Here is a 21,651-nt window from a genome sequence, read left to right on the forward strand (position 1 = left end):
CGAGTTGCCATGAACGCTTCCCATCACGTACGCATCGTCGAGGTCGGTCCTCGCGACGGACTGCAGAACGAGAAGACGCTGCTGCCCGCGTCGGTGAAGATCGAGCTGATCGATCGCCTCTCGGCGACCGGCCTTACCACCATCGAGGCCACCAGCTTCGTCAGCCCGAAGTGGGTGCCACAGCTTGCGGATGCCGCCGAGGTCTTTCGTGCAATCCACAAGGCGCCGGGCGTGAGCTACCCCGTGCTGGTGCCGAACCTGCAAGGCTACGAACGCGCGCGCGAGGTGGGCGCGTCCGAAGTAGCGGTGTTTACGGCGGCGTCGGAAGCGTTCAACCGCGCCAACATCAACGCCAGCATCGACGAGTCCATCGACCGCTTCCTGCCGGTGCTGGAACGGGCGCGCGCGGATGGCGTCGCGGTGCGCGGCTACGTATCCACCGTACTGGGATGCCCCTACCAGGGTGAGGTCGCCATCGCGGACGTCGTCCGCGTAGCGCGTCGGCTGCACGACCTCGGCTGCCATGAAATCTCGCTGGGTGACACGATCGGCGTCGGCACGCCCGCCAAGGCGCGCGCGATGCTGCGTGCCGTGGCCGACGAGGTGCCGATGGGCGCCCTGGCCGTGCATTTCCACGACACCTACGGGCAGGCGCTGGCGAACATCCTGGCGTGCCTTGAAGAAGGTGTACGTGTGATCGATAGCGCGGTATCCGGTACCGGCGGCTGCCCTTATGCCAAGGGCGCAACGGGCAACGTGGCAAGCGAGGACGTGGTGTACATGCTCCACGGCATGGGCATGAAGACCGGCGTGGATCTCGATCGCCTGGTGGAGACCGGCGCATGGCTCGCCGCGCGCCTGGGCACCCTCACGGCCAGTCGCGTGACGCGCGCCCGCACGGCGGCCTGACCGCCAGCTACGACACACAGCCCGCGCAGCGCAGGCAACGCGCGGCGCGGGCTTCTTTGCCGTTGATATACGTGGCAGCATCCGACCATGCCTGCCGACTTTCTCATCCGCCCCATCGAACCGCGCGACGATGCCGACATCGCCGCGGTGATCCGCCAGGTCATGCCCGAGTTCGGTGCCGACGGGCCTGGCTTCGCCATTCACGACACCGAAGTCGCGACCATGTCGACCGCCTACACGCGTCCCCGCACCGCGTATTTCGTCGTCGAGATGAATGGCCGCGCCGTCGGTGGCGGCGGTATCGCCCCGCTGGAAGGCGGCGACGACGACACCTGCGAACTGCGCAAGATGTATTTCCTGCCCGAGGCACGCGGTACCGGCGCCGCCTCGCAGCTCATGCGTCGCTGCCTCGATGCCGCCCGCCGCGCGGGATTCTCGCGTTGCTACCTCGAGACACTCACCGGCATGGACGCGGCCCAGGCGCTCTACGTGCGTCATGGCTTCACCCGCATCGACGCGCCGATGGGCGGCACCGGCCACTTCGGTTGCAACCGCTTCTACGTGCGCAGCCTCAACGACGGCGACCTGCTCGTCGCCCCCAAGCCGCCGTCGCTGGTGTTCGCCATCGACGATCCCGGTCGCGAGGACGTGCTGCCTCTGATCGAGCAGTTGCATGGATACCTGTCCGAACTCGACAGGCATCTCCCGCCGCCGTCGGTAGGTGTGGAAAGCCTGCGCCAGCCGCATACGACCTTCATGACCGCACGTGTAGATGGCCTGCCGCTGGCATGCGGCGCCAGCGTCGATCACGGCGACTACGTGGAACTGAAATACATGTACGTGTTGCCCGCCTGTCGAGGCATGGGCCTGGGCAAGCAGATGCTCGAAGCGCTCGAACAACAGGCGCGTTCGGCGGGCGGCACGATGGTGAAGCTGGAAACCGGTACGGCGCAGACGGAATCGATCGAGCTGTACGAACGCGCCGGTTACAGACGCTGCCGCGCCTTCGGCGAACATCGCCAGCAACCGGGCAGCATCTTCATGGAGAAGCCGCTGTGATCCGTGTCGCCACGGTGTCCGACGCCGCAGCTTGCCACGCTATCTACGCGCCAGTCGTCGGGACCAGCGCGATCACCTTCGAAACCGCGCCGCCGGGCGACGACGCCATGGCAGAACGCATCCGGACCCGGCTGGCGAACCATCCGTGGCTGGTGTGGGAAGAACAAGGCATCGTGTTGGCCTACGCATATGCCGGCCGCTTCCGCGAACGGGCCGCGTACGACTGGGTCGCGGAGACCTCGATCTACGTGCATGAAGACGCGCGCCGCCGCGGCATCGCCCGCCGGCTGTATGGTGCCCTGCTCGACACGATGGCGATGCAGGGCATCAACCAGGCCGTCGGCGTCATTACCCTGCCCGGCGACGCCAGTGTGGCGATGCACGAAGCCATGGGTTTCGCACCGGCCGGTGTGTGGCCGAAGGCGGGTTACAAACTAGGCCAGTGGTGGGACGTCGGCGTCTGGAGCCGGTTTCTTTCCGAGCCGGTCAACCCGCCGTCCCCGGTCGTCCCCTTCGCCCGGTTGATCGGCACGCCGAACCTGGACGCGCTGCTGGCGCGCGGCTGACACGAGCACGGTCATCGCGGCGCTGCGGAAAGCATCGCTACCCGCCCTCCGCTAAGATGCGCTTCTTTGCCATTCGCACACAGCGGAGTCTTCATGCAGCTCGAAGAAGTCAGGGCCGTCGTCACCGGCGGTGCCTCCGGACTCGGTTATGCCGTCGCGCAACGCCTCGTCGCCGCGGGCGCCAAGGTGGCGCTGTTCGACGTGAACGAGGAGAAGGGCCAGGCCGCGGCAGCGACGCTCGGCGCGAACGCGTCGTTCCAGCGCACGGACGTCACATCCGAGAACGGCGTGGCCGCCAACGTCGCCGCCGCACGCGACGCGATGGGCGGTCTCAACGTGGTGGTGAACTGCGCCGGCATCCTCGGCGCCGGGCGCGTGCTCGGCAAGGAGGGCCCCATGCCGCTCTCGACATTCGCCACGACGGTGATGGTGAACCTCGTCGGCAGCTTCAATGTCGCCAAGGCCGCAGCGCAACTCATGCAGGCCAACCCGGCCGGTGAAGACGGCGAGCGCGGCGCGATCGTGAACACGGCTTCCGTCGCCGCCTACGAAGGCCAGATCGGCCAGGCCGCGTATTCCGCATCGAAGGGTGGCGTGGTCGGCATGACCCTGCCGATGGCGCGCGAGCTGGCTCGCTTCGGTATTCGCGTCAACACGATCGCTCCGGGCATTTTCTGGACACCGATGGTCGATGGCATGCCCGCGCAGGTGCAGGAATCGCTGTCGGCGTCGATCCCGTTTCCGTCGCGCCTCGGCAAGCCCGAGGAATTCGCCGAAACCGTGGCTTTCATCCTCGCCAATCGTTACATCAACGGCGAAACAATCCGTCTCGATGGCGCCGTGCGCCTCGCCCCGAAGTAATCCCCTCAACGACATCGAAGTCGAACCGACATGAAAGCATCCGACATCAAGAAAGGTAACGTCGTGGAACACGACGGTACCGTGTACCAGGTCCGCGACATCGAGCGCAGTGCTCCGACCGCGCGCGGCGGCAACGTGACCTTCCGCTTCACCCTCTATTCGATTCCCGGCAGCCGCAAGTACGACCTCAGCCTCCGTGCGGACGACGATCTGAAGGAAGTCGAGCTGACCCGTCGCCAGGCCAAGTTCTCGTACATGGATGGGGGCAACTTCGTCTTCATGGACGACGAGGATTACACCCAGTACACCCTCGGCCCCGAGGTGATCGGCGACAACGCGGGCTACATCGTGGAAGACATGGAAGGCTATTACGTGCAGGTGATCGACGATGCGCCGGTGGGCTTGCAGGTGCCGACCTCCGTCGTGCTTACGGTGACCGATACGGCACCCGAACTGAAGGGCGCCAGCGCCACGAAGCGGACCAAGCCGGCGACCCTGCAGACCGGCATCGAAGTGCAAGTGCCCGAGTACATCACCACGGGCGAGAAGGTCACCGTGAACACGCTGACCGGCGAATTCGCGGGCCGCGCATCGTGACCGTTCGGACGGAGGCGCTCTTGCGTCTCCGTCCCTCGCTTGCCGTCCAGTCAGCGAGACTGCGGCAGAATATGCGGCTCAGAGAATGAGCCCGCAGACACCATGAACAACGGCTACTCGCTCCGCGCCAGCGTCATCCAGACGCTGCTCCGGACGAAACGACCGGACGTCCCCCTGCGGGTCGCCCTGCGCAATACGGCAGCGGTGGTGCTGCCGCTCGCGCTGGGCATGCTGGCCGGTTACCCGCAGGTGGGCATCGGCATCGCGGCCGGCGCGCTGGATACGATGTTCTCGGATCAGCCCGGCCCTTACCTCCAACGTCTCAATCGACTCTTCCTCGCCGCCCTGGCAGCGGGAACGGCCTCGCTCGTGGGCTTTTTCATCGGCGACTGGGTGTTGCCGATGGCGATCGCCTGCGCGATCTGCGGATTCCTTGGCGGCATGCTCGTCGTCTTCGGCCCGGACATCGCTCGCGTCGGCATGACCAGCATGCTTCTACTGGTTATCACTGCGGCGACACCGAAGGATCTCGGCGGCTCGTTGGCCGGTGGCAGCCTGATCTTCGCGGGCGGCATGCTGCTGGCCGTGTTCTCGATCGCGGCGTGGCCCCTGCAACGCTACCGCCCGGAACGGCAGGCGCTCGCCATCGTGTACCGCGGGCTGGCCGACCTGGCGCGCAAGCCCCACAAGGATGGCGAGGCACCTGGCCTGACCGACGCGATGAACGCGCTGCAGACCACCTTGCTCGGCCGACACCATGCGCGAGGGCGCGCCATGGAGGCTTTCCGCGTGCTGCTCGAACTGGCCGAGCGCATCCGCCTCGAACTCATTGCCATGACCGAGCTGGAGACCCGCCGCGACGGCATGGGCGAGATGTTCCGCAACGACACGGCTCGTGTGCTGGGCGCCGTGGCCGACGCGCTCGACGCCGCCGAGCCGCCCCAACGTGCGGAACGGGCACTGGCAACGTTGCAGGCCAGCGAGCGCGCCCTGCTGGCCGGTGGCGGCACGAGCATGGGCCTCGGCGCACATATCCAGGCGCTCTCCGGCCAGCTTGCCGCCGTGGTGCGCAATGCCAACTGGGCCGGCTCGCGCGGCGAAGAGCGCGCGCAGCGTGCGGAATCCGCGCTGCCGGAAACGCTGCGCAGTGCGTCCGCCCTTTCCACCTTGCGCGCCAACCTCACGCCCGATGCCGTGGCATTCCGCCATGCGGTTCGCTGCGCGGTGGTACTCACCCTTGCCTTCGTCGTCTCGCGGCATTACGCCCTGCCCCATGGCTATTGGCTGCCGATGACCGCTGCCATCGTGCTCCGCCCGGACTTTGCGGCCACCTTCAATTTCGGTCTGCTCCGCGTGGTGGGCACCGTGCTCGGGCTCATGCTCACCACCTTCGTGTTGCGCCTCGCGCCGGACGACGTGTGGGCGCATATCGGCGTAATGGGCGCGCTCTGCGTCGCGTTCCGTTATCTCGCCGGAGCACACTACGGCATCGCCGTGGCGGCGCTGACCGGTACCGTGGTGGTGCTGCTTTCGTTCGAGGGCGTGGACCCGCATGCGGCCATGTCGGATCGCGTCGTCAACACCGCGCTGGGAAGCGGCCTGGCCTTGCTGGCCTACGTGCTGTGGCCGTCCTGGGAGCGCCACCGCGCGCGCACGGCGCTTTCCGAGATGCTGTGTGCGTACGCCGATTACCTCGATGCACTCGTCGCGCCGGCGGACAGCCACGCACGCTACGCGGTTCGGACGGGCACGCGCACGACGCGCACCAACGCGCAGGCCTCCCTGGATCGCATGCGCGCCGAACCCGGTACGCCCGCCGTGCTTCAGGAGCTGGCGGAAACCCTGTACGCGAATGGCAACCGCCTCGCGCGTACTGCGATGGCACTGGAGGCCCTGATCGACGATGGCGAGGTACCGGAAGCCTGGCCCTCCGTCGGCGCCTTCATCCATGAAGCCTCGGTGACGCTGCGCCAGCAAGCGGACGCACTCAATCAGGGCGTTGGCATCGGCATGCCGCAAGGCCTGCGCGAGCACCAGCGCACCGTGGTCGAGGCGGTATCGCGCACCCGGGATCGCGAGCTGGCCGAGGCCGTGGCACGCCTGACGGACCGTCTCACCGACAACGTGGACACGATCGCTCACGTGGTGAATCGTCGCTCGACCGCGCCGGCCTGAGCTTGCTGCAGCGCGAGAGGCTCTGGGCGCGGGGCGGCGCTACACTCGGCCGCATGCTCAAGATCGACACCCACGCGCACATCCTGCCCCGCGACTGGCCCGATCTGGCCACGCGGTACGGCGACGATCGGTTCCCGGTCATGACCCATTCCAGCGGCCACCACCGGATCTACAAGGACGGCAAGTTCTTCCGCGAAGTCTGGGAGTCGGCCTTCGATGCGGAGCACCGCATCGCCGACTACGCGCGCTTCGGTGTGGGCGTTCAGGTGATTTCCACGGTGCCCGTCATGTTCTCGTACTGGGCCAAGGGTCACCAGGCACTCGAACTGCATACGCATCTCAACGACGCCATGGCGGACATATGCCAGGCGCATCCGCGCCACTACGCCGGCATCGGCACGGTGCCGCTGCAAGCTCCCGCACTGGCGATCCGCGAGATGGAACGCTGCATCGATGAGCTGGGGCTGCAAGGCGTGCAGATCGGTTCGCATTGCAACGAGTGGAACCTGGATGCACCCGCGCTATTCCCGTTCTTCGAGGCAGCGGCAGACCTCGGCGCAGCCATCCTCGTGCATCCGTGGGACATGATGGGCGCGGACACGATGCCGAAATACTGGCTGCCATGGCTCGTGGGCATGCCGGCCGAGCAATCGCGCGCCGCCTGCGCGCTGATCTTCGGCGGCGTGCTGGAACGTCTGCCGTCGCTCAAGATCATGCTCGCGCACGGCGGCGGCAGCTTCCCGTATACCATCGGACGCATCGAACACGGGTTCCGCATGCGCCCCGACCTCGTCGCCACGGACAATGCGCGTAACCCGCGGGAATACCTGTCCCGGCTCTACTTCGACTCCTGCGTGCATGACGACGCCGCGCTGCGTTACCTGATCGCCGCGGCCGGCAGCGAGCGGATCATGCTCGGCACCGATTACCCCTTCCCGCTCGGCGAACAGGAGCCGGGCAGCGGCATCGATGCGCTCGGCCTCGACGACGTCTCCCGTGCACGGTTGTTCCATGGCACCGCGCTGGAATGGCTCGGCGTGCCGCTGTCGCGCTTCCAGGCCGTGGCTGCCGTGGCGTGATCTGGCGCACACCGCAAGCGCGATAACCGTTCGCGCCCTGTGCCAGAATGCCGCGGATTGCGCGCCGACGCGCTCCAACAGGGAATCCCACGCCGTGAACCGCCCTCTGCGAGTCCTCCTGACCGCCCTCGTGTTCGCCAGTCCCGCGCTCGGCGCGACAGACGTCTCGATGATGGGAGGCGCCATTCGTTTCCCGGTGCCGGATCAATGGGTGCCGATCATGCAGTCGGAAGGCGAGACGGAAACCCAGGTGTTCCAGGTGCCCGGCTCCAGTGCGGCGGACGCCACCCTGGCCCGTGTTTCCATCACCGCGCAGAAGGTGCCCAACCTCAACGGATTCCAGCAGTTCGCGGGCAACCTTCGCAGCCACGCCACCGGCCTCACGGAATATACGCCGGGCAAGGCGGCAGCGCCGACCGAGAACGTCTACACGGCAAAGGAAGGCGCCGTGACGCTCGCCTATTTCGAACGCTATTTCTACAGCAACGGCTATGCGATCCAGTTGCGTTGCGTACGCCCCGCGAACGACGCGCGTTTCGGCGCCTCCTTCGACAAGGGCTGCGCCGAACTCGCTGCACGCATACCCTCCTGACGGTCGATTCCATGAATGATTTCGAAGCGACGCGCGCCTGGGCCGAAGCCCAGGACGCCGCCGATCCTCTCCGCTCGTTCCGCGACGCCTTCCACATCCCGCCGCACGACGGCGGCGACGCGCTGTATTTCTGCGGCAACTCGCTCGGGCTGCAACCGAAAACCGTGCGCGCCGCGATCGAGGCCGAGTTGGCCGACTGGTCGGAACTGGCGGTGGAAGCGCACTTCCGCGGTCGTTCGCCGTGGATGCATTACCACGAGTACGTGCGCGACGCGATGGCCGAGGTGGTGGGAGCGCAGCCGCACGAAGTCGTGGCGATGAACTCGCTTGGCGTGAATCTGCACCTCATGATGGTCAGCTTCTATCGCCCGACGGCGGAGCGTCCGGCCATCCTCATGGAGGCTGGCGCATTTCCCACCGACCGCTATGCGCTGGAATCGCAGGTCCGCTTCCATGGCTTCGATCCATCGCGCGACCTCGTCGAGATCGCGCCGGACGGCCCTGGCGGCATCTTGTCCTTAGAGGCGATCGAACGCGCCATCGCCGAGCACGGACACCGGGTGGCCTTGATCCTGCTGCCGGGCGTGCAATACCGCACCGGCCAGGTATTCGACCTCGCGCGCATCGTCCAGCTCGGCCACGCGCAGGGTTGCGTGGTCGGTTTCGATCTCGCCCATGCGGTCGGCAATCTCGCTCTCGCGCTGCATGACAGCGGCGCCGACTTCGCCGTGTGGTGTACGTACAAGTACCTCAACGCCGGTCCGGGCGCTGTGGCAGGCGCCTTCGTCCACGAACGACACGCGCGCGCCGAGCTTCCGCGCTTCGCCGGATGGTGGGGCCACGACAAGGCCACGCGCTTCCAAATGGGGCCGCAGTTCGTGCCCACGCCGGGTGCGGACGGTTGGCAGTTGTCGAACCCGCCCATCCTCGCGCTCGCGCCGCTGCGGGCATCGCTGGAGCTGTTCACGCAAGCGGGCATGGCGCGGCTCGCCGCGAAGAGCCGTCGTCTTACCGGCTACCTCGACTGGCTTATCCGCACGCGTCTCGCCGAGACCCTCGACATCGTTACGCCCAACGATCCTGCACAACGCGGCGCGCAGTTGTCCGTCCGCGTACGCGCCGGGCGCGACGCCGGCCGTGCCTTGTTCGCGCATCTCGAACGACATGGCGTGATCGGCGACTGGCGCGAGCCCGACGTGATCCGGTTGTCGCCGACGCCGCTCTACAACCGCTATCTCGATTGCCTCGGTGCCGTGGAAACCATCGCATCCTGGCAGGCGACGTCGGCATGAGCGAGCAGGAACTCTACCCTCTGCCGTACAGCGAGCGCGGCGATGGATTCGCGGTGCAGGCCGTGACGCATTGGCTGCGCATCGCACCCGGACGGGTCCTGCTGGGTCTCAAGGCGGGCGGCCTGCCGGTCGCTCTGCCCGACCGCCCTGCGACGGTCTCGCACGGCGGCATCGTGGCGAAGGTCGATGGTCACCTCACCGCGGTGGACGACGTCAGTAGCGTCTGGCTACGCGACCGCCCCAAGGTGATCGACCAGTACGTCGCCGCACTGCGCACGGTGCTCAAGCACCCACGGTTGCGCCTCGACGGCTACGCCACGCACATCATCTTTACCGGCTCGGTCGAACTTTTCGTCGGATCGCGCATGGACCGCGTGGACCTCGAACTCGACGACGAAGACGGTTCCTTCGCCCGTGCATTGGAACTCCTGCGCGAGGCGCCTCACGACACCCGCACCGCCTTCGCCATGCCGCCCGAACCGGGCATGGGCGCGTACGATGAGCCCCTCTACCTCGCTGGCGAACAAGCGTGGATCGATGGACGACGCGTGCTCATCGAATACTCGCCCGACGAAGGCGGGCGCACGGAAACCGTAGCCCTCGACCGCGATCCGCTCGCCAACGCCATCGAGCGGGCGTGGTACGCCATGATCGCCGTGTCCGAACGCATCCGCAGCGGCTTGGGTCAGATGATGTGACGTGGGATTTGCGTTCAAAAGCGCAGAATGCTTCCACCTGGCAGGCTCTCCAACCTATGCCTACGTAGCTCGGCTCGCTCAAGTACGGACGGTTCGTGGCACGTTAGAACGATGAGCCGGTCGGCAGGCTGCGTACGGATCAATTCGACTAGAACACTTACGGCATCCCGATCCAATCCGACGGTCGGCTCATCGAGAACGATGAAATCCGCGGCGGTTACCAACGCCATATGCAACAGCACACGCTTGCGCCAACCCAAGGACAGGTCGCCAAAGCAAACCTCCGACACCTGATGGAGCCCAAACGGATCGGCGACATCGAGCGGATCGGCTACGCAGCGCGCCCCCTGCAAGGAAAGATAAAGCTGTAAGGCGGACGACACCGTGACGCCCTCGAAGAACGTTGGCTCCGCGGGCACGAAGGCGAGCTGCCTCCGATGCTTCGGGCGCTTGGCAAACATGTCCCTGCCATCGAGTAAAACGCGTCCAGCTGTCGGCGCCAACGTGCCCGACATGATGGACAGCAGCGTGCTCTTGCCGGCGCCATTGTTCCCTTCGATCAGATGCAAGCCGGGTCGCAAGACGGCCGTGGCATCGCGGAGGACACAACGCGACCCATAGCCCTTGCGAACGCCGGCCAGGATCAGCTCGGCCATGCGAGCCTCGCCATGCCTGCAATCAAGGGACTGAATGCAGCAAGCCAGTCGGCGGCCCCGTCCATGCGAAGGTGCCGAAGCACACCGAGCAGGGTTGCACCCCCAACCAATCCCGACAGCAGCACGGCGATGGAAGCGAAACCGCTCGACACGAACATACCAACGAGCAGCACAATCACGGAGGCGAGTATCGTCAAGACAAGCAAGCGCGCCACACATAGCGCATGCAACGAGCGTGTCGTCGAGAGCATCGGCACCAGGCGATGGGTCTCCACGCGGAGAACATCGGCCACGCCACGCAAAACCCACACGATGATGCCAGCCATGCCGCAAAGTACCTCGGGCGCGCTGATGCCGCCCTCGTTAATCCATCGAAAGCTGCACATCGCACATAAGGCGATGAGCAGATAGCGCATTGCCAACCAGGGCTTACCCATCGGTAGCGCGTCCACGATCGCATGACGCCCCAAGACACTCCATCGAGAGGCACCACCATGAATCCACGCCGCGCATCGATGCCTGTAGCGCCATCCCAGCGCGTCGACGATGAAACCTGAGGCAGCGGAGAGAAACAACGCCGCCGCATACCAGGGCAACCGCTCCGGACGACCGACGAGCGCGGCGCCAAACAAAAAAGGAACCAATGGCCATCCTGTAATGACCAGCGGCACCGCGGCATTGATACGAGCGAACGATGGCGACACTACCACCGACAGCGCTACAAAGTGCGTCGTACAGGCTTGAAACGGACGATTCACTCCAACCCAGGTCGACCAGAGAAGCAAGACCAAAAAAAATGCGCCGACACGAAGCCGAATATCGGCGGTATCGTCGCCCATGATGAGAATGGGCGACATGAGTAATTCGGGCACCGACGCAAGAGGAACCAAAACAAACGCAACGGTGAATAGGGTGCGCCTCTGCCTTGCGAAGTAAGCGACGGATCGATACCGATAGGTGAGCCAACTAGCTCTCGCGGCAAGGAGCACTGTCACAGAATTCACTGGCTTATCCCTCTGAACTCGAAGGGAGAGGCTTTCGTCCAAACGAGGTAAAACCCGGGGTCATTGCCCCCATCAAGCGCTTCAACGCCGCCAAGGCGAACTCATCCCACGCATCCCTTCTCGGCGGGCTAGCTAGTAGCTCATTCAAATCGACAATGCGATTGGCACGAAGGGATTCCTTCGCTCCATCCACAAACAGAACCGACAGAAGAAAGTGCATGGAATACGCTGTGAATCGATCGATATCGTCAACGCCGAACGCACGAAACGAAACAGGCATATCCTCCTTTCGATCCGAGCAAACGCCCTGGCACGACTCGAGGTCAATCAATCGCAACGATGATCCGGTCACGACGAAGTTGGATAGCTTGACGTCCCCAAGAACGAACCCCGCGAAGTGCGCCTTGGAAATGATATCGACTGCCTTATCGACCCATGAAACGTCAGATGACAAGGAACTTCTGGCGGCAAACAGGTCTTCACCGCTCAACCTTTCAAGAAGCAGGATTGATGCATCAGCCTCGTCCGAAAATTCGATGACATGAGGCAAGTGCGTGCCCATCCCCCTCGCCGTCATCAACGCATACATCCGTGCCTCATGACGCACGAAATGCGCACCGTCTCGACCATCGGGCAACTCCGCACCATGCCGTAGGCCTAATTTCGCGATGCATTCATCGCCCGAACGAACGTCCGTCGCTATAAAGACTCCTCCTTTTCCGGATCTGCAGATCACCGAACGGACAGGGTATCGAGCCAGCAGCGATGGGCTGTCATGCCTACTTGGAGGTGCTTCCCTATGTCTCACAACATCCCACAGTGCGTACTGGTCCAGAACGTCAATCACTGCCTTCGGGTCATCCCTGTCGTCGACTACGTCGCGACCATCGATCGACAACGTCGTACCGCGATAGGCCCCGTACCTAAGGAAAGCTGGTATCCCCCGCCAAAGCTGCTGAAGTCTGGGAACGACCGGACCGAAGTGCCCACTAACACCGAGCCATTGGCGCAATGCAGTCAAAGCTTCTGCACTGCTTTCCGGGGTCTCAAGGTAGGCAACGAGATTCTTTCCAACCTGCGAAAAGCCGAACAAGCCAATATTGGCTTGGCAGAGATGATCGATGGAACGGAGATACTTGAACGCAATTCCATGGCGAAGGAAGACGGGAGCCGCATTCAGAATCAGACTTATGTAGTTTGCGGGAGTTGCAGACACATAGAGCTTCCAGCCCTGGCTCACCTGTCGTGACGGAGTTCCAACTCCATACCAGTGAGGCGTTTCAGCCCAGTCGACGTCACCAAAGTCGCGTGGCGATGGAAACCGCTCGATAGCCTCAGTCCGCTCGAAAACAACATCAGTGCCTTCCATGGCCGAAGCTCCCTGATAGTGATTAGTGCGCCTTACCCGGCCAGAGAACGGTGGTGAGCGTGATAGTCACGGTAATCGGAAGTACGTTTGCTCCTTTGTCGCCTCCAGCCATGTTCATGGCCTCAAGCGGCGAGGTTGCAAGGACGGGTTGAATCGGTGCGGTATCCGCGATGGATACGCAAACGGCATCTACTTCCCGTTGGACCATGCGGTACATGTCGAACTCCTGTCGGTTAACCCGCTTGCGGACTTGCAAGCGGTCCTGCACGGTAGTCCGGAACAAGAGCACGCCATATCAGTGTTTTCCGACATTCATGTGGGCCGCCTGGGATAGCATCCGCAATAGCTCTCAGCGGCACACCGAAATCAGCTACGCACCACGTCATCGTGACTGACCCGTCGCGCAGGGTATCCAACATCGGGATGTGAACGCGTTGCCATCCCACTAGGGATGACGGACCTGCCCGGTGCCTCGCACGACGAAGCGTTCCACTGTGAGCGCCTCGGCGCCCATGGGGCCGTAGGCGTGCAAGCGCGTTGTGGAAATGCCGATTTCGCTGCCCAGGCCTAGCTCGCCGCCGTCGCTGAAACGCGACGATGCATTCACCATGACGACGGCCGAGCGCAACGCATGGACGAAGCGATCCGCGGCGGCCTCGTCCTGCGTGGCGATGACTTCTGTGTGGTCGGAGCCGTAGCGACGGATGTGCGCGATGGCGGCCTCCAGATCGTCCACCACGCGTACGGCGATGACCAGGTCGAGAAACTCGGCGGCGTAGTCGTCGTCGGTGGCACTGGCGACATCCGGCACGAGCGCGCGTGTCGCGTCATCGCCGCGAATCTCTACCCCAAGCTCGCGCAAGCGTGCGATAGCCGTGGGAAGGAAAACGGCCGCCGCGTCGCGGTGTACCAGCAGGGTCTCCAGCGCATTGCATACGCCCGGCCGACTGGTCTTACCGTCCACGAGCAGGCGCAATGCCATCGAAGGATCCGCCGCACGATCCACGTAGAGATGGCAGACGCCCTTGTAATGCTTGATTACCGGCACGCGCGCGTGCTCCGTCACGAATCGGATCAAGCCTTCGCCGCCGCGAGGGATGGCGAGATCGACGACATCGGTCAACTGCAGCAACTCGACCATCGTCTCGCGGCGCGTATCGTCGATAAGCGTGATCGTGGCCTCGGGCAGCCCTTCCGCCATCAGCGCACGCTGCAATGCTTCGGCGATGGCAGTATTGGAATGCAACGCGTCCGAGCCCCCTCGCAGGATCACGGCGTTGCCGGCCATCAGGCACAGCGCAGCCGCGTCGGCGGTGACGTTGGGTCGGGCCTCATAGATCATGGCGATGACGCCGAGCGGAATGCGCACGCGTTCGACGACGAGGTCGTTGGGCCGCGTCTCACGCCGCGTCACCACACCGACCGGGTCGGGCAGCGTTGCCACGTCGCGAATCGCGACGACTATCTTGGCGATGCGCGGTGCATCGAGGACCAGTCGGTCGAGCATGGCGGCGCTCGTCCCGTTCGCCTTGGCGGCGTCCATGTCGCGCTCATTGGCATCGAGCACATGCGTTGCGGATGCTGCGAGTTCGTCGGCCATACGGTGGAGCAGTCGCCGCTTGCTCGTCGTATCCAGGGCGGCAATCGCCGCCGTCGCGTCACGGGAGGCCAGAGCGCGTTCGCGAAGAGGCGTTGTCATGGTTCTGTTCCCAAAGTAACGAGGTCGTCGCGATGGACGACGGTCTCGCCGTAACTGTAGCCGAGCACGGCTTCGATATCGCGCGTATGCAGACGCGCGATACGGCGAACGTCGCTCGCGGCGTACTGCGCTATACCGCGGGCGAAGACCGTCTGCCCATCGCCGATCTCGATCACGTCGCCGCGTGTAAATTCGCCTTCGGCACCCACGACACCACCGGGAAGCAACGACGCGCCACGCGTCTGCAACGCCTGCGCCGCACCGGCATCGACCAGCACGCGTCCGATCGGAGGCGTATGCCGCAACCAGTATTTGCGCGCGGCCATGCGGCTCTGCGGAGCACGCAACCGTGTGCCGGTGAGCGTGCCGGCAGCGAGCCGCGCCACGCAGGCGGGGTCACGCCCGTCGAACAGCACGGTTTCGATGCCCGCAGCGGCGGCCTTGGTGGCCGCTTCCAGCTTCGTACGCATACCGCCTGTACCCGCCTTGCTCCCTGCCCCACCGGCGGTGGCGAACGAGGACGTGGCAAGCGCTGGTATGTCCTGCACGGGCCGCGCTTGCGCATCCGTTCGGGGATCGGCGGTGAACAATCCGGCGACGTCGGAGGCGATCAGCAGCACATCCGCATCGACGAGCGCGGCGACGATCGCGGCAAGGTTGTCGTTGTCGCCGAGTTTCAACTCGTCGACGGCCACGGTGTCGTTCTCGTTGACGACGGGCACCGTGCCTAGCGCAAGCAACTCGCGAAGCGTAGCGCGCGCGTTGAGATACCGACGACGATGGCGCAGGTCGTCGTGTGTCAGAAGCACCTGCGCCACGGGTACGGAGAGCAGACCCTGCCACAGTGCGACGAGCCGGGTTTGCCCCAGGGCGGCGAGTGCCTGCCGCCCGGGGAGTCCCGTACTGCGATCCGGACGCGCCAGACCGCGGCCGGCCGCGACTGCACCGGACGATACGATCACCACCTCGCGTCCCGCGTCCCGGCTACGCGCAACGAAGCTCGCGAGCGCTTGTGCGTGGACTTCCGTAAGCGCGCCGTCCGGCGTCGTCAGCAAGCTGCTGCCGACCTTGAGCACGGCGCGATGCCACGGAGGCAGCGGCTGTGGCGTGAATCCTTGCGCTTGGTCCATCACCTCTCGCCATCCTCTTCGCCGAAGGGGTCGGCGCCCGCGAAACGTCAGTCCGCCATCGCGGCCAGCCTGTCTCGCAACATGTCCAACATCAGGCCATGCCCTGCGCCGGGCGACGTGCGCGCGGCGAGGCTGGACTCGGGAGTACGCCCCTCACCCGCCGAGGCCGCAGTAGCCGCTGCGGCGCGATAGGCATCGCGGAACGGCACGCCCGCGGCCGCCTGCTCGATCGCCACGTCAGTGGCGTACATCGCCGGCTCGATGGCGGCGCGCATGGTCTCGGCCTTCCACTCCAGGCGCGCGAGCATATCCGGCAGCAGTTCCAGAGCGCCCAGGCCCATGGAGAAACCATGGAACAGCGAGCCCTTCGAAAACTGCAGGTCGCGCTGGTAGCCCGAGGGAAGCGAAAGCAACTGCTCGATCTCGGTGCGCGCGGCAGCCACCGAGGCGTAGCTTGCGCGGAGCAGTTCCACGACGTCGGGATTGCGCTTGTTCGGCATGATCGACGAGCCGGTGGTGTACTCCGGCGGCAGCTTCACGAAGTCGAATTCCGCCGTGGTGAACAGCGAGAGATCCCAAGCGAGGCGGCGCGTATCGAGCAGCGCTGTACCAACGGCATCGAGCGCCGCCATTTCGAACTTGCCACGAGAGAGCTGGGCATAGATCGGCGACACCTGCATACGCGCGAAGCCGAGCGCCGCTGTGGTGTGCGCGCGGTCGAGCGCGATGTTGACGCCATAGCCGGCGGCCGTGCCCAACGGATTGGCATCGATCAGGTCGAGAGCCTGGCGCGCGCGCAGCGTGTTGTCGATGAAAGCCTCGGCGAACGCAGCAAACCACATGCCGGTGGACGAGACCACGGCGCGCTGGATGTGCGTGTAGCCAGGCATCGGCAGCGACTCGCGTTCCGCACGTGCGAGGCAGACTTCGGCCACCTCGCGGCAGAGCGCCTGCAGCGTGCCCAGCTTTTCCTTGAGCCAGAGCCGCGTGGCCACCAGGACCTGATCATTGCGGCTGCGGCCCGTATGCACGCGGCGGCCCGCATCGCCCAGGCGCTCGGTCAGGCGCGCCTCGATCGCCGAGTGCCCATCTTCATAGCGGTCGTCCAGAACGAAACGGCCTTCGGCAAAATCGACGGCGAGCGTATCGAGTTCGCGCAGCAGCGCAGCCTGCTCGTCGGACGAAACGATACCGATATTGGCGAGCCCTTCGACGTGCGCCTTGCTGGCGGTGATGTCGTGCAGGAAGAACTCGCGATCGAGTACGACGTCGTTGCCGGCGAGGAAACGCATGATGCGGGCATCGACGTGCGTGTCGGACTTCTGCCAGAGCGGTTGAGTCATGGGGGCGTCCTTTCTCAGAGCGGGATGGCGGTGAGCTCGTCGAAGCCGAGCGCGCGGTTGACGTTCTGCATCGCCTGGGTGGCGGCGCCTTTGAGCAGGTTATCCAGCGTCGCCACCACAACGACACGACGGCCGTCGGTCGACAAGGCGAAACCACCCACGTCGAGATGATGCCGATGCGCGATCTGGCTCACCCAGGGCGCCTCGTCTACCACGTGGATCAGCTTCTCTTTCGCATAGCGTGCCTCGAACCGGCGCACGATGTCCTCGCGCTTGGCCTGCTTGGCGAGATAGAGGTTGGTAGTCACGGTAAGGCCACGGAAATGCGGCGCCACATGGGGCATGAACTCCACAGGCATCCCGAGGTGCCGGCTGGCTTCCTTCTCATGCATGTGGCCCGTGAGCGCGTAGGGCATGAGGTTATCGCGCAGCTTCTCCGGGTCGTTGCGGTCGGATGGCGTCGTGCCCGCGCCGGAATAACCGGAGACACCGAAGGACACCGGCGGCGCGGCCAGCAGATCCTTGATCGGAGCGATGGAAACCTGGATCGCCGTGGCGTAGCAGCCGGGGTTGCTGATCCGCTTCTCGCCGCGCCAGCGATCCCGGTACAACTCCGGTAGCCCGTAATACCAGCGCTCGTCGAAGCGATAGTCCGCGGAAAGATCCACGATCACGGTCCCGGTACCCGCCTTGTCGATGGCGTCGACATAGGGGGCCGCCTTGCCGTTGGGCAGCGCCAGCACCACCACGTCCACCGCAGTCGCGGCGACGGCGGCCGGGTCGAAGTTGACGAAGGCGAGATCGCCTCGATAGGCATCGCTGTGCGCATCGAGGCGCTGGCCGTCCAGTTCGCGCGACGAAACGAAGGCCAGCTCCAGGTCCGGATGGCCGGCGATGAGCTTGATGAGTTCGGCGCCGGTGTGACCGCGTGCGCCGACGATGCCGATGGTCTTGGTGGCCATGAGCGTTCAGTCCTGCAAGGTGGGTTCGCGGGTGGCGCAATGCGCCACGCAGCGTTCGATGTCGGCAAAACTGTTCAGGCCGTACCAGAACACCTTCCAGCGCGCCTGCTTGAAGCAGCCGTCCGATTCCGCGTAGTAGAAGTGGTTGATCGGGTTACCGTGCCGCGAACGCCAGAACAGCCGGGGGTTCTCGTCGCGCATTACCTGCCACACCGCGCGCCCCAGGCCTTCGCCCTGCGCATCGTCGAGCACGGCGAACTTGTCCAGGTACGCGAAACCCTCTTCCTGGGTCAGCACCATGGCGGCGCGATAGTTTTCCGAAACGTAAAGGCGATACAGCCTGGTCCGCTCGAAGTAATTGCCGACCAGCGCACGACCGAAGCTCGATTCGATCAACTGCTGCATGCGCGGCAGGTCCACGCCGTCCCACGACTCGAAGCGCAACACGCGTTCGCCGCGGCGTACGAGCGTGCCGGAGCCCTTGTGCGTGAACAGTTCCTTCGCCAGTTCGGCGGGGCGCGTGATCGACACCGACGAGGTCAGCGGCAGATCGTCCAGCAGATCCTTGATCTGCTCGATCTTCAAGCGCATGCCGGAATGCAGCCACGGCTGACGCAGAAGTTGCTCGTATTCCGTGGACAGGTTGATCGAATCGATGACCTTGCCGTCACCGTCGAGCAGGCCGCCCGTGCCCGTGAGGAACACGATCTTGTAAGGCTGCAACACGCGTACGAGTTCGTTGGCGGCGAAGTCGGCGTTGATGTTGAGGATCTGACCCGCGTCGGTTTCGCCGAGGCTCGCGATGACCGGAATCGAACCAGCGCGCAAGCTGGCCTCGATCGGCGCGAGGTTGATGTCACGCACACGCCCTACCAGGCCGAACGTACCCTGATCGAGGTAATCGGCAGTGAAGACGCCGGACGGCACGGACGTGGCCCGCGTGTCGGCTTCCTGCAAGGCTTCCACCAGACGAAGGTTCTGCGCCTGGAAGACCCGGCGAACGATCGCCAGGGCTTCGGGCGAAGTCACGCGCAGACCGTTCACGGTCTTCTTCTCGATGCCCGCCGCCGCCAGGTCCTCGTCCAACTGGGGACCGGCGCCATGCAGCACGATAGGCGTGAGGCCCACCTGCTGAAGGAACGCCAGCGACGAGGTGAGATCCGGCAGTTCGTCGCGCAGCACGGCGCCACCGACTTTCACCACGGCAAAGCGAGCGGCATCCAACTGCGAGAAGCGCTTGAGGTACTGCTGGATTTCCCGTGCGCTGCCCATGGAGGACAGCAGCCGGACGATGGTCTTGCGAGTGTTCTTATTAGCGTCCACTGTCGACGATCCGATGGATGACCTTGGCGTAGTCCGCCAGTTGTTCGAGGGCGACCCATTCGTCGGCGCTGTGCGCCTGGGCGATGTCGCCGGGGCCGTAGACAAAGGACGTATAGCCGGCCATGGAGAACAGCGCCGCTTCGGTCCAGAAATCGACGGCATTACCGACCGGGATGCCCAGCTCGTCGGCGAGATCGCGCGCGGCGAGGCGTCGGTTCTCGGCCGTGGCCGTTTCGCCCGCCGGCAGCGAATCGCCGCGGAAGGTCTCGCCGAATTCGATCGGCAACGGCTCCACCAGCGTGCGGAAAGTTTCCAGCAGGCCGTCGGCGTCCATCGAGGGCAGCGGACGGAAGCCGAAACGCACATCCGCCGTCGGCGCGATGACGTTCGCCTTGATGCCGCCCTCGATCTTGCCGATGTTGAAACGCAGGCCGGTCAGGCCGCCGAAGCGCTCGTGCGCCTGCGCCTGCACGTGATCGAGCGCTGCCGCACCCCAGCGAATGGCCTGGTGCAAGGCGCTGTCGGAAGGCTTCTGCTCGCCGGAGGCATGTCCCGCACGGCCCTGGAAACGCATCTGCACGGAATGGATGCCACGATGCGCCAGCACCGCTTCACCGCGCGTGGGTTCGGCGACGATGATCGCCTCGTAGTCGCGTGGCTTCTTCAGGAAACCATCGATGCAGCGTGCGTCGTTGGCCTCTTCGTCCGTGGAAAGCAGAAGGGCCATGTCGCCCTGCGTCGCATTGGCGACCGCCACGAGCGCGGCAGCCGCGCCCTTGATGTCACACGCGCCCAGACCGACCGCGCGATCCTGACCCACGCGCAGCTCGAACGGGCTGGCCGTCCAATGCGGCGAATCGGGCACGGTGTCCAGATGCACGTTGAACAGGTATTTCGGCTTGCCGCGCACGGCGTACAGATTCACGGCACCGGCGCCGAAGTCCGTTACCTGTACGTCAAAACCGGGGAGGTTCGAACGCAGGTAATCGAAGATCCCGTCGGTGCCGATCGTTCGTGGCGGGTTGCGCGTGTCGAAGCCGACGAGCGCGCGCAGATGGTCGAGTGTGTCCTGAAGGAGCTTATCCATGAGCCTGTATCAGTTCCCGTTGGCGCGATCGACTTCGGCCCAGAGCGTGGAGCTCATGCCGTAGAGCTTGATGAAACCTTCCGCCTCGGCCACGCCCCAGTCGGCCGCCTGGGCGTAGGTCGCCTTCGACGACTGCAGGATGTGCTTCGATTCGACCTTCACCGCATACACCGTGCCGCCGCGGGTTTCGATGATGACCTTGCCGTCCACCTTGCGCTGCGTGGAGACGAGGAAGGCTTCGAGATCCGCCTTGATCGGATCATTGAAGAAACCTTCATAGGCGACCTCGGTCCACTTCCGACCGATCTCGGGCTTGAAACGATTCTGCTGCTTCGACAGCACCGTTTCCTCCAGCGCACGGTGTGCCGTGAGCAGCGCGGTCAGTGCCGGCGCCTCGAACACGATGCGGCCCTTGAGACCGATGTTCGTATCGCCCGTGTACATGCTGCGACCAACGCCATACTTGGCGAGTTCGCGGTTGAGGAAGCCGAGGATCTCGGGGCCCGAGGCCGGTTTGCCGTTCAACGAGACGGCCGTGCCCTTCTCGAAGCCGAGTTCGATGCGCAAGGGTTCGGACGGCCATTCGGCACGAGGCGCGCACCAGGCGACCGCGCCCTCTTCCGGAATCTCCCACGCATCGATCTCGCCGCCCGAGATCGTCACACCGAGCACGTTCTCGTTGATCGTGTAGTGCTTGGTCTTGGCCCGCACTTCGAAGCCCTTGTCTTCCAGGTACTTCTGTTCGTACGCACGCACCTGGGTGTGCTCGCGCTGGATCTCGCGGATGGGGGCGACGATCGTGTAATCGCCGAGTGCCTTGACGGTGAGATCGAAACGCACCTGGTCGTTGCCCATGCCAGTGCAGCCGTGCGCGAAGAACTTGGTGCCGAGTTCGTCGCAACGCTCCAGCGAGGCTTTCACGATGAGATAGCGATCGGACACCAGCAGCGGATACTGCCCCTGGTAGAACTCGCCGGCCCAGATCAGCGGGGTGACGAAGCTGTCCCAGATGGCCTGCGCGGCGTCTACCGTGCGATGGGACGCTGCGCCCAGCTCATGAGCGCGCTGCTCGATGTATTCGCGCTCTTCCGCCGAGACGCCGCCCGTGTCCACGAAGACGGTATGCACGGCATAGCCGCGCTCGATCAGGTAGGGGACGCAGAAACTGGTGTCGAGGCCGCCCGAAAAGGCGAGGACGATATCGTTACTGGACATGCTGGCTCCGGAGAAAGTCATGGAATCGAAAGGGG

Annotated in this window: 21 protein-coding genes and 1 pseudogene; 11 read left to right on the forward strand and 11 right to left on the reverse strand. The window is 64.8% G+C overall.

Going from position 1 to position 21,651, the window contains the following annotated elements:
* The first annotated feature begins 9 nt into the window (after positions 1 to 9).
* The 11 genes and pseudogenes from IM816_RS11850 to IM816_RS11900 all read left to right on the forward strand — a co-directional run bounded on the left by IM816_RS11850 (position 10) and on the right by IM816_RS11900 (position 9,828).
* Complete coding sequence (locus IM816_RS11850) at positions 10 to 909, forward strand: hydroxymethylglutaryl-CoA lyase (RefSeq protein ID WP_250338233.1); 900 nt, start codon at positions 10 to 12, stop codon at positions 907 to 909.
* An 87-nt stretch (positions 910 to 996) separates the two neighbouring features.
* Positions 997 to 1,482, forward strand: a pseudogene (locus tag IM816_RS11855) (GNAT family N-acetyltransferase); the annotation flags it as partial.
* A gap of 150 nt (positions 1,483 to 1,632) precedes the next feature.
* Complete coding sequence (locus tag IM816_RS11860) at positions 1,633 to 1,968, forward strand: GNAT family N-acetyltransferase (RefSeq protein ID WP_256470288.1); 336 nt, start codon at positions 1,633 to 1,635, stop codon at positions 1,966 to 1,968.
* Complete coding sequence (locus IM816_RS11865) at positions 1,965 to 2,534, forward strand: GNAT family N-acetyltransferase (protein WP_250338234.1); 570 nt, start codon at positions 1,965 to 1,967, stop codon at positions 2,532 to 2,534. Before IM816_RS11860 ends, IM816_RS11865 begins: the two co-directional genes overlap by 4 nt.
* A gap of 93 nt (positions 2,535 to 2,627) precedes the next feature.
* Positions 2,628 to 3,395 carry an SDR family oxidoreductase gene (locus IM816_RS11870; RefSeq protein ID WP_250338235.1) on the forward strand — a complete coding sequence of 256 codons (768 nt, stop codon included), beginning with the start codon at positions 2,628 to 2,630 and terminating at the stop codon, positions 3,393 to 3,395.
* A 30-nt stretch (positions 3,396 to 3,425) separates the two neighbouring features.
* Positions 3,426 to 3,992, forward strand: coding sequence for an elongation factor P-like protein EfpL (efpL, locus tag IM816_RS11875; protein ID WP_250338236.1), 567 nt, complete (start codon positions 3,426 to 3,428; stop codon positions 3,990 to 3,992).
* 102 nt (positions 3,993 to 4,094) lie between these two features.
* Positions 4,095 to 6,167: an FUSC family protein gene (locus tag IM816_RS11880; protein WP_250338237.1), complete on the forward strand. Its 2,073-nt coding sequence runs from the start codon at positions 4,095 to 4,097 to the stop codon at positions 6,165 to 6,167.
* 53 nt (positions 6,168 to 6,220) lie between these two features.
* Positions 6,221 to 7,246 (forward strand): amidohydrolase family protein, encoded by a 1,026-nt coding sequence (locus tag IM816_RS11885; protein WP_250338238.1) that lies wholly within the window; start codon positions 6,221 to 6,223, stop codon positions 7,244 to 7,246.
* A 94-nt stretch (positions 7,247 to 7,340) separates the two neighbouring features.
* Entirely contained in the window at positions 7,341 to 7,838 is a 498-nt protein-coding gene (locus IM816_RS11890; RefSeq protein ID WP_250338239.1) for a hypothetical protein, read from the forward strand.
* An 11-nt stretch (positions 7,839 to 7,849) separates the two neighbouring features.
* Positions 7,850 to 9,130 (forward strand): kynureninase, encoded by a 1,281-nt coding sequence (gene kynU, locus IM816_RS11895; protein ID WP_250338240.1) that lies wholly within the window; start codon positions 7,850 to 7,852, stop codon positions 9,128 to 9,130.
* Positions 9,127 to 9,828 (forward strand): hypothetical protein, encoded by a 702-nt coding sequence (locus tag IM816_RS11900; RefSeq protein ID WP_250338241.1) that lies wholly within the window; start codon positions 9,127 to 9,129, stop codon positions 9,826 to 9,828. Before kynU ends, IM816_RS11900 begins: the two co-directional genes overlap by 4 nt.
* 14 nt (positions 9,829 to 9,842) lie before the next feature.
* On the opposite strand, the gene IM816_RS11905 is transcribed toward IM816_RS11900, so the two are convergent.
* The 11 genes from IM816_RS11905 to IM816_RS11955 all read right to left on the reverse strand — a co-directional run bounded on the left by IM816_RS11905 (position 9,843) and on the right by IM816_RS11955 (position 21,616).
* Positions 9,843 to 10,484 carry an ABC transporter ATP-binding protein gene (locus IM816_RS11905; RefSeq protein WP_250338242.1) on the reverse strand — a complete coding sequence of 214 codons (642 nt, stop codon included), beginning with the start codon at positions 10,482 to 10,484 and terminating at the stop codon, positions 9,843 to 9,845.
* Entirely contained in the window at positions 10,472 to 11,341 is an 870-nt protein-coding gene (locus IM816_RS11910) for a hypothetical protein (RefSeq protein WP_250338243.1), read from the reverse strand. Before IM816_RS11910 ends, IM816_RS11905 begins: the two co-directional genes overlap by 13 nt.
* 151 nt (positions 11,342 to 11,492) lie before the next feature.
* Complete coding sequence (locus tag IM816_RS11915; protein WP_250338244.1) at positions 11,493 to 12,857, reverse strand: class III lanthionine synthetase LanKC N-terminal domain-containing protein; 1,365 nt, start codon at positions 12,855 to 12,857, stop codon at positions 11,493 to 11,495.
* Positions 12,858 to 12,879: 22 nt separating this feature from the next.
* The gene (locus IM816_RS11920; protein ID WP_250338245.1) at positions 12,880 to 13,074 is read right to left on the reverse strand and encodes a hypothetical protein; all 195 of its coding nucleotides are present in this window, start codon (positions 13,072 to 13,074) and stop codon (positions 12,880 to 12,882) included.
* Positions 13,075 to 13,302: 228 nt separating this feature from the next.
* On the reverse strand, positions 13,303 to 14,556 hold the full coding sequence (locus IM816_RS11925) for a glutamate-5-semialdehyde dehydrogenase (RefSeq protein WP_250338246.1): 1,254 nt from the start codon (positions 14,554 to 14,556) through the stop codon (positions 13,303 to 13,305).
* Complete coding sequence (proB, locus tag IM816_RS11930) at positions 14,553 to 15,686, reverse strand: glutamate 5-kinase (RefSeq protein WP_250338247.1); 1,134 nt, start codon at positions 15,684 to 15,686, stop codon at positions 14,553 to 14,555. Before proB ends, IM816_RS11925 begins: the two co-directional genes overlap by 4 nt.
* 47 nt (positions 15,687 to 15,733) lie before the next feature.
* A complete protein-coding gene (gene argH / locus IM816_RS11935; protein WP_250338248.1) occupies positions 15,734 to 17,029 on the reverse strand; it encodes an argininosuccinate lyase in 1,296 nt (431 codons plus the stop codon).
* A 14-nt stretch (positions 17,030 to 17,043) separates the two neighbouring features.
* Entirely contained in the window at positions 17,044 to 17,991 is a 948-nt protein-coding gene (argC, locus tag IM816_RS11940) for an N-acetyl-gamma-glutamyl-phosphate reductase (RefSeq protein ID WP_250338249.1), read from the reverse strand.
* A 6-nt stretch (positions 17,992 to 17,997) separates the two neighbouring features.
* Positions 17,998 to 19,314: an acetylglutamate kinase gene (locus tag IM816_RS11945; protein ID WP_250338250.1), complete on the reverse strand. Its 1,317-nt coding sequence runs from the start codon at positions 19,312 to 19,314 to the stop codon at positions 17,998 to 18,000.
* Positions 19,304 to 20,401, reverse strand: coding sequence for an acetylornithine deacetylase (locus IM816_RS11950; protein WP_250338251.1), 1,098 nt, complete (start codon positions 20,399 to 20,401; stop codon positions 19,304 to 19,306). The genes IM816_RS11945 and IM816_RS11950 overlap by 11 nt, the downstream gene beginning before the upstream one ends.
* Before the next feature lie 9 nt (positions 20,402 to 20,410).
* Positions 20,411 to 21,616: an argininosuccinate synthase gene (locus IM816_RS11955; protein ID WP_250338252.1), complete on the reverse strand. Its 1,206-nt coding sequence runs from the start codon at positions 21,614 to 21,616 to the stop codon at positions 20,411 to 20,413.
* Between the last annotated feature and the right edge of the window lie 35 nt (positions 21,617 to 21,651).

This window comes from Luteibacter flocculans, assembly GCF_023612255.1.
In the GTDB taxonomy this organism is placed as follows: Bacteria; Pseudomonadota; Gammaproteobacteria; order Xanthomonadales; family Rhodanobacteraceae; genus Luteibacter; species Luteibacter flocculans.

Excerpts from the sequence above, each read along its gene's own strand:
- IM816_RS11950 (WP_250338251.1), bottom strand. The coding sequence starts at position 20,401 with ATGGATAAGCTCCTTCAGGACACACTCGACCATCTGCGCGCGCTCGTC.
- efpL (WP_250338236.1), top strand. The coding sequence starts at position 3,426 with ATGAAAGCATCCGACATCAAGAAAGGTAACGTCGTGGAACACGACGGT.
- argC (WP_250338249.1), bottom strand. The coding sequence starts at position 17,991 with ATGGCCACCAAGACCATCGGCATCGTCGGCGCACGCGGTCACACCGGC.
- IM816_RS11870 (WP_250338235.1), top strand. The coding sequence starts at position 2,628 with ATGCAGCTCGAAGAAGTCAGGGCCGTCGTCACCGGCGGTGCCTCCGGA.
- IM816_RS11925 (WP_250338246.1), bottom strand. The coding sequence starts at position 14,556 with ATGACAACGCCTCTTCGCGAACGCGCTCTGGCCTCCCGTGACGCGACG.
- argH (WP_250338248.1), bottom strand. The coding sequence starts at position 17,029 with ATGACTCAACCGCTCTGGCAGAAGTCCGACACGCACGTCGATGCCCGC.
- IM816_RS11905 (WP_250338242.1), bottom strand. The coding sequence starts at position 10,484 with ATGGCCGAGCTGATCCTGGCCGGCGTTCGCAAGGGCTATGGGTCGCGT.
- kynU (WP_250338240.1), top strand. The coding sequence starts at position 7,850 with ATGAATGATTTCGAAGCGACGCGCGCCTGGGCCGAAGCCCAGGACGCC.
- IM816_RS11885 (WP_250338238.1), top strand. The coding sequence starts at position 6,221 with ATGCTCAAGATCGACACCCACGCGCACATCCTGCCCCGCGACTGGCCC.
- IM816_RS11920 (WP_250338245.1), bottom strand. The coding sequence starts at position 13,074 with ATGTACCGCATGGTCCAACGGGAAGTAGATGCCGTTTGCGTATCCATC.
- IM816_RS11900 (WP_250338241.1), top strand. The coding sequence starts at position 9,127 with ATGAGCGAGCAGGAACTCTACCCTCTGCCGTACAGCGAGCGCGGCGAT.
- IM816_RS11910 (WP_250338243.1), bottom strand. The coding sequence starts at position 11,341 with ATGTCGCCCATTCTCATCATGGGCGACGATACCGCCGATATTCGGCTT.
- IM816_RS11915 (WP_250338244.1), bottom strand. The coding sequence starts at position 12,857 with ATGGAAGGCACTGATGTTGTTTTCGAGCGGACTGAGGCTATCGAGCGG.
- IM816_RS11955 (WP_250338252.1), bottom strand. The coding sequence starts at position 21,616 with ATGTCCAGTAACGATATCGTCCTCGCCTTTTCGGGCGGCCTCGACACC.
- IM816_RS11850 (WP_250338233.1), top strand. The coding sequence starts at position 10 with ATGAACGCTTCCCATCACGTACGCATCGTCGAGGTCGGTCCTCGCGAC.
- IM816_RS11880 (WP_250338237.1), top strand. The coding sequence starts at position 4,095 with ATGAACAACGGCTACTCGCTCCGCGCCAGCGTCATCCAGACGCTGCTC.
- proB (WP_250338247.1), bottom strand. The coding sequence starts at position 15,686 with ATGGACCAAGCGCAAGGATTCACGCCACAGCCGCTGCCTCCGTGGCAT.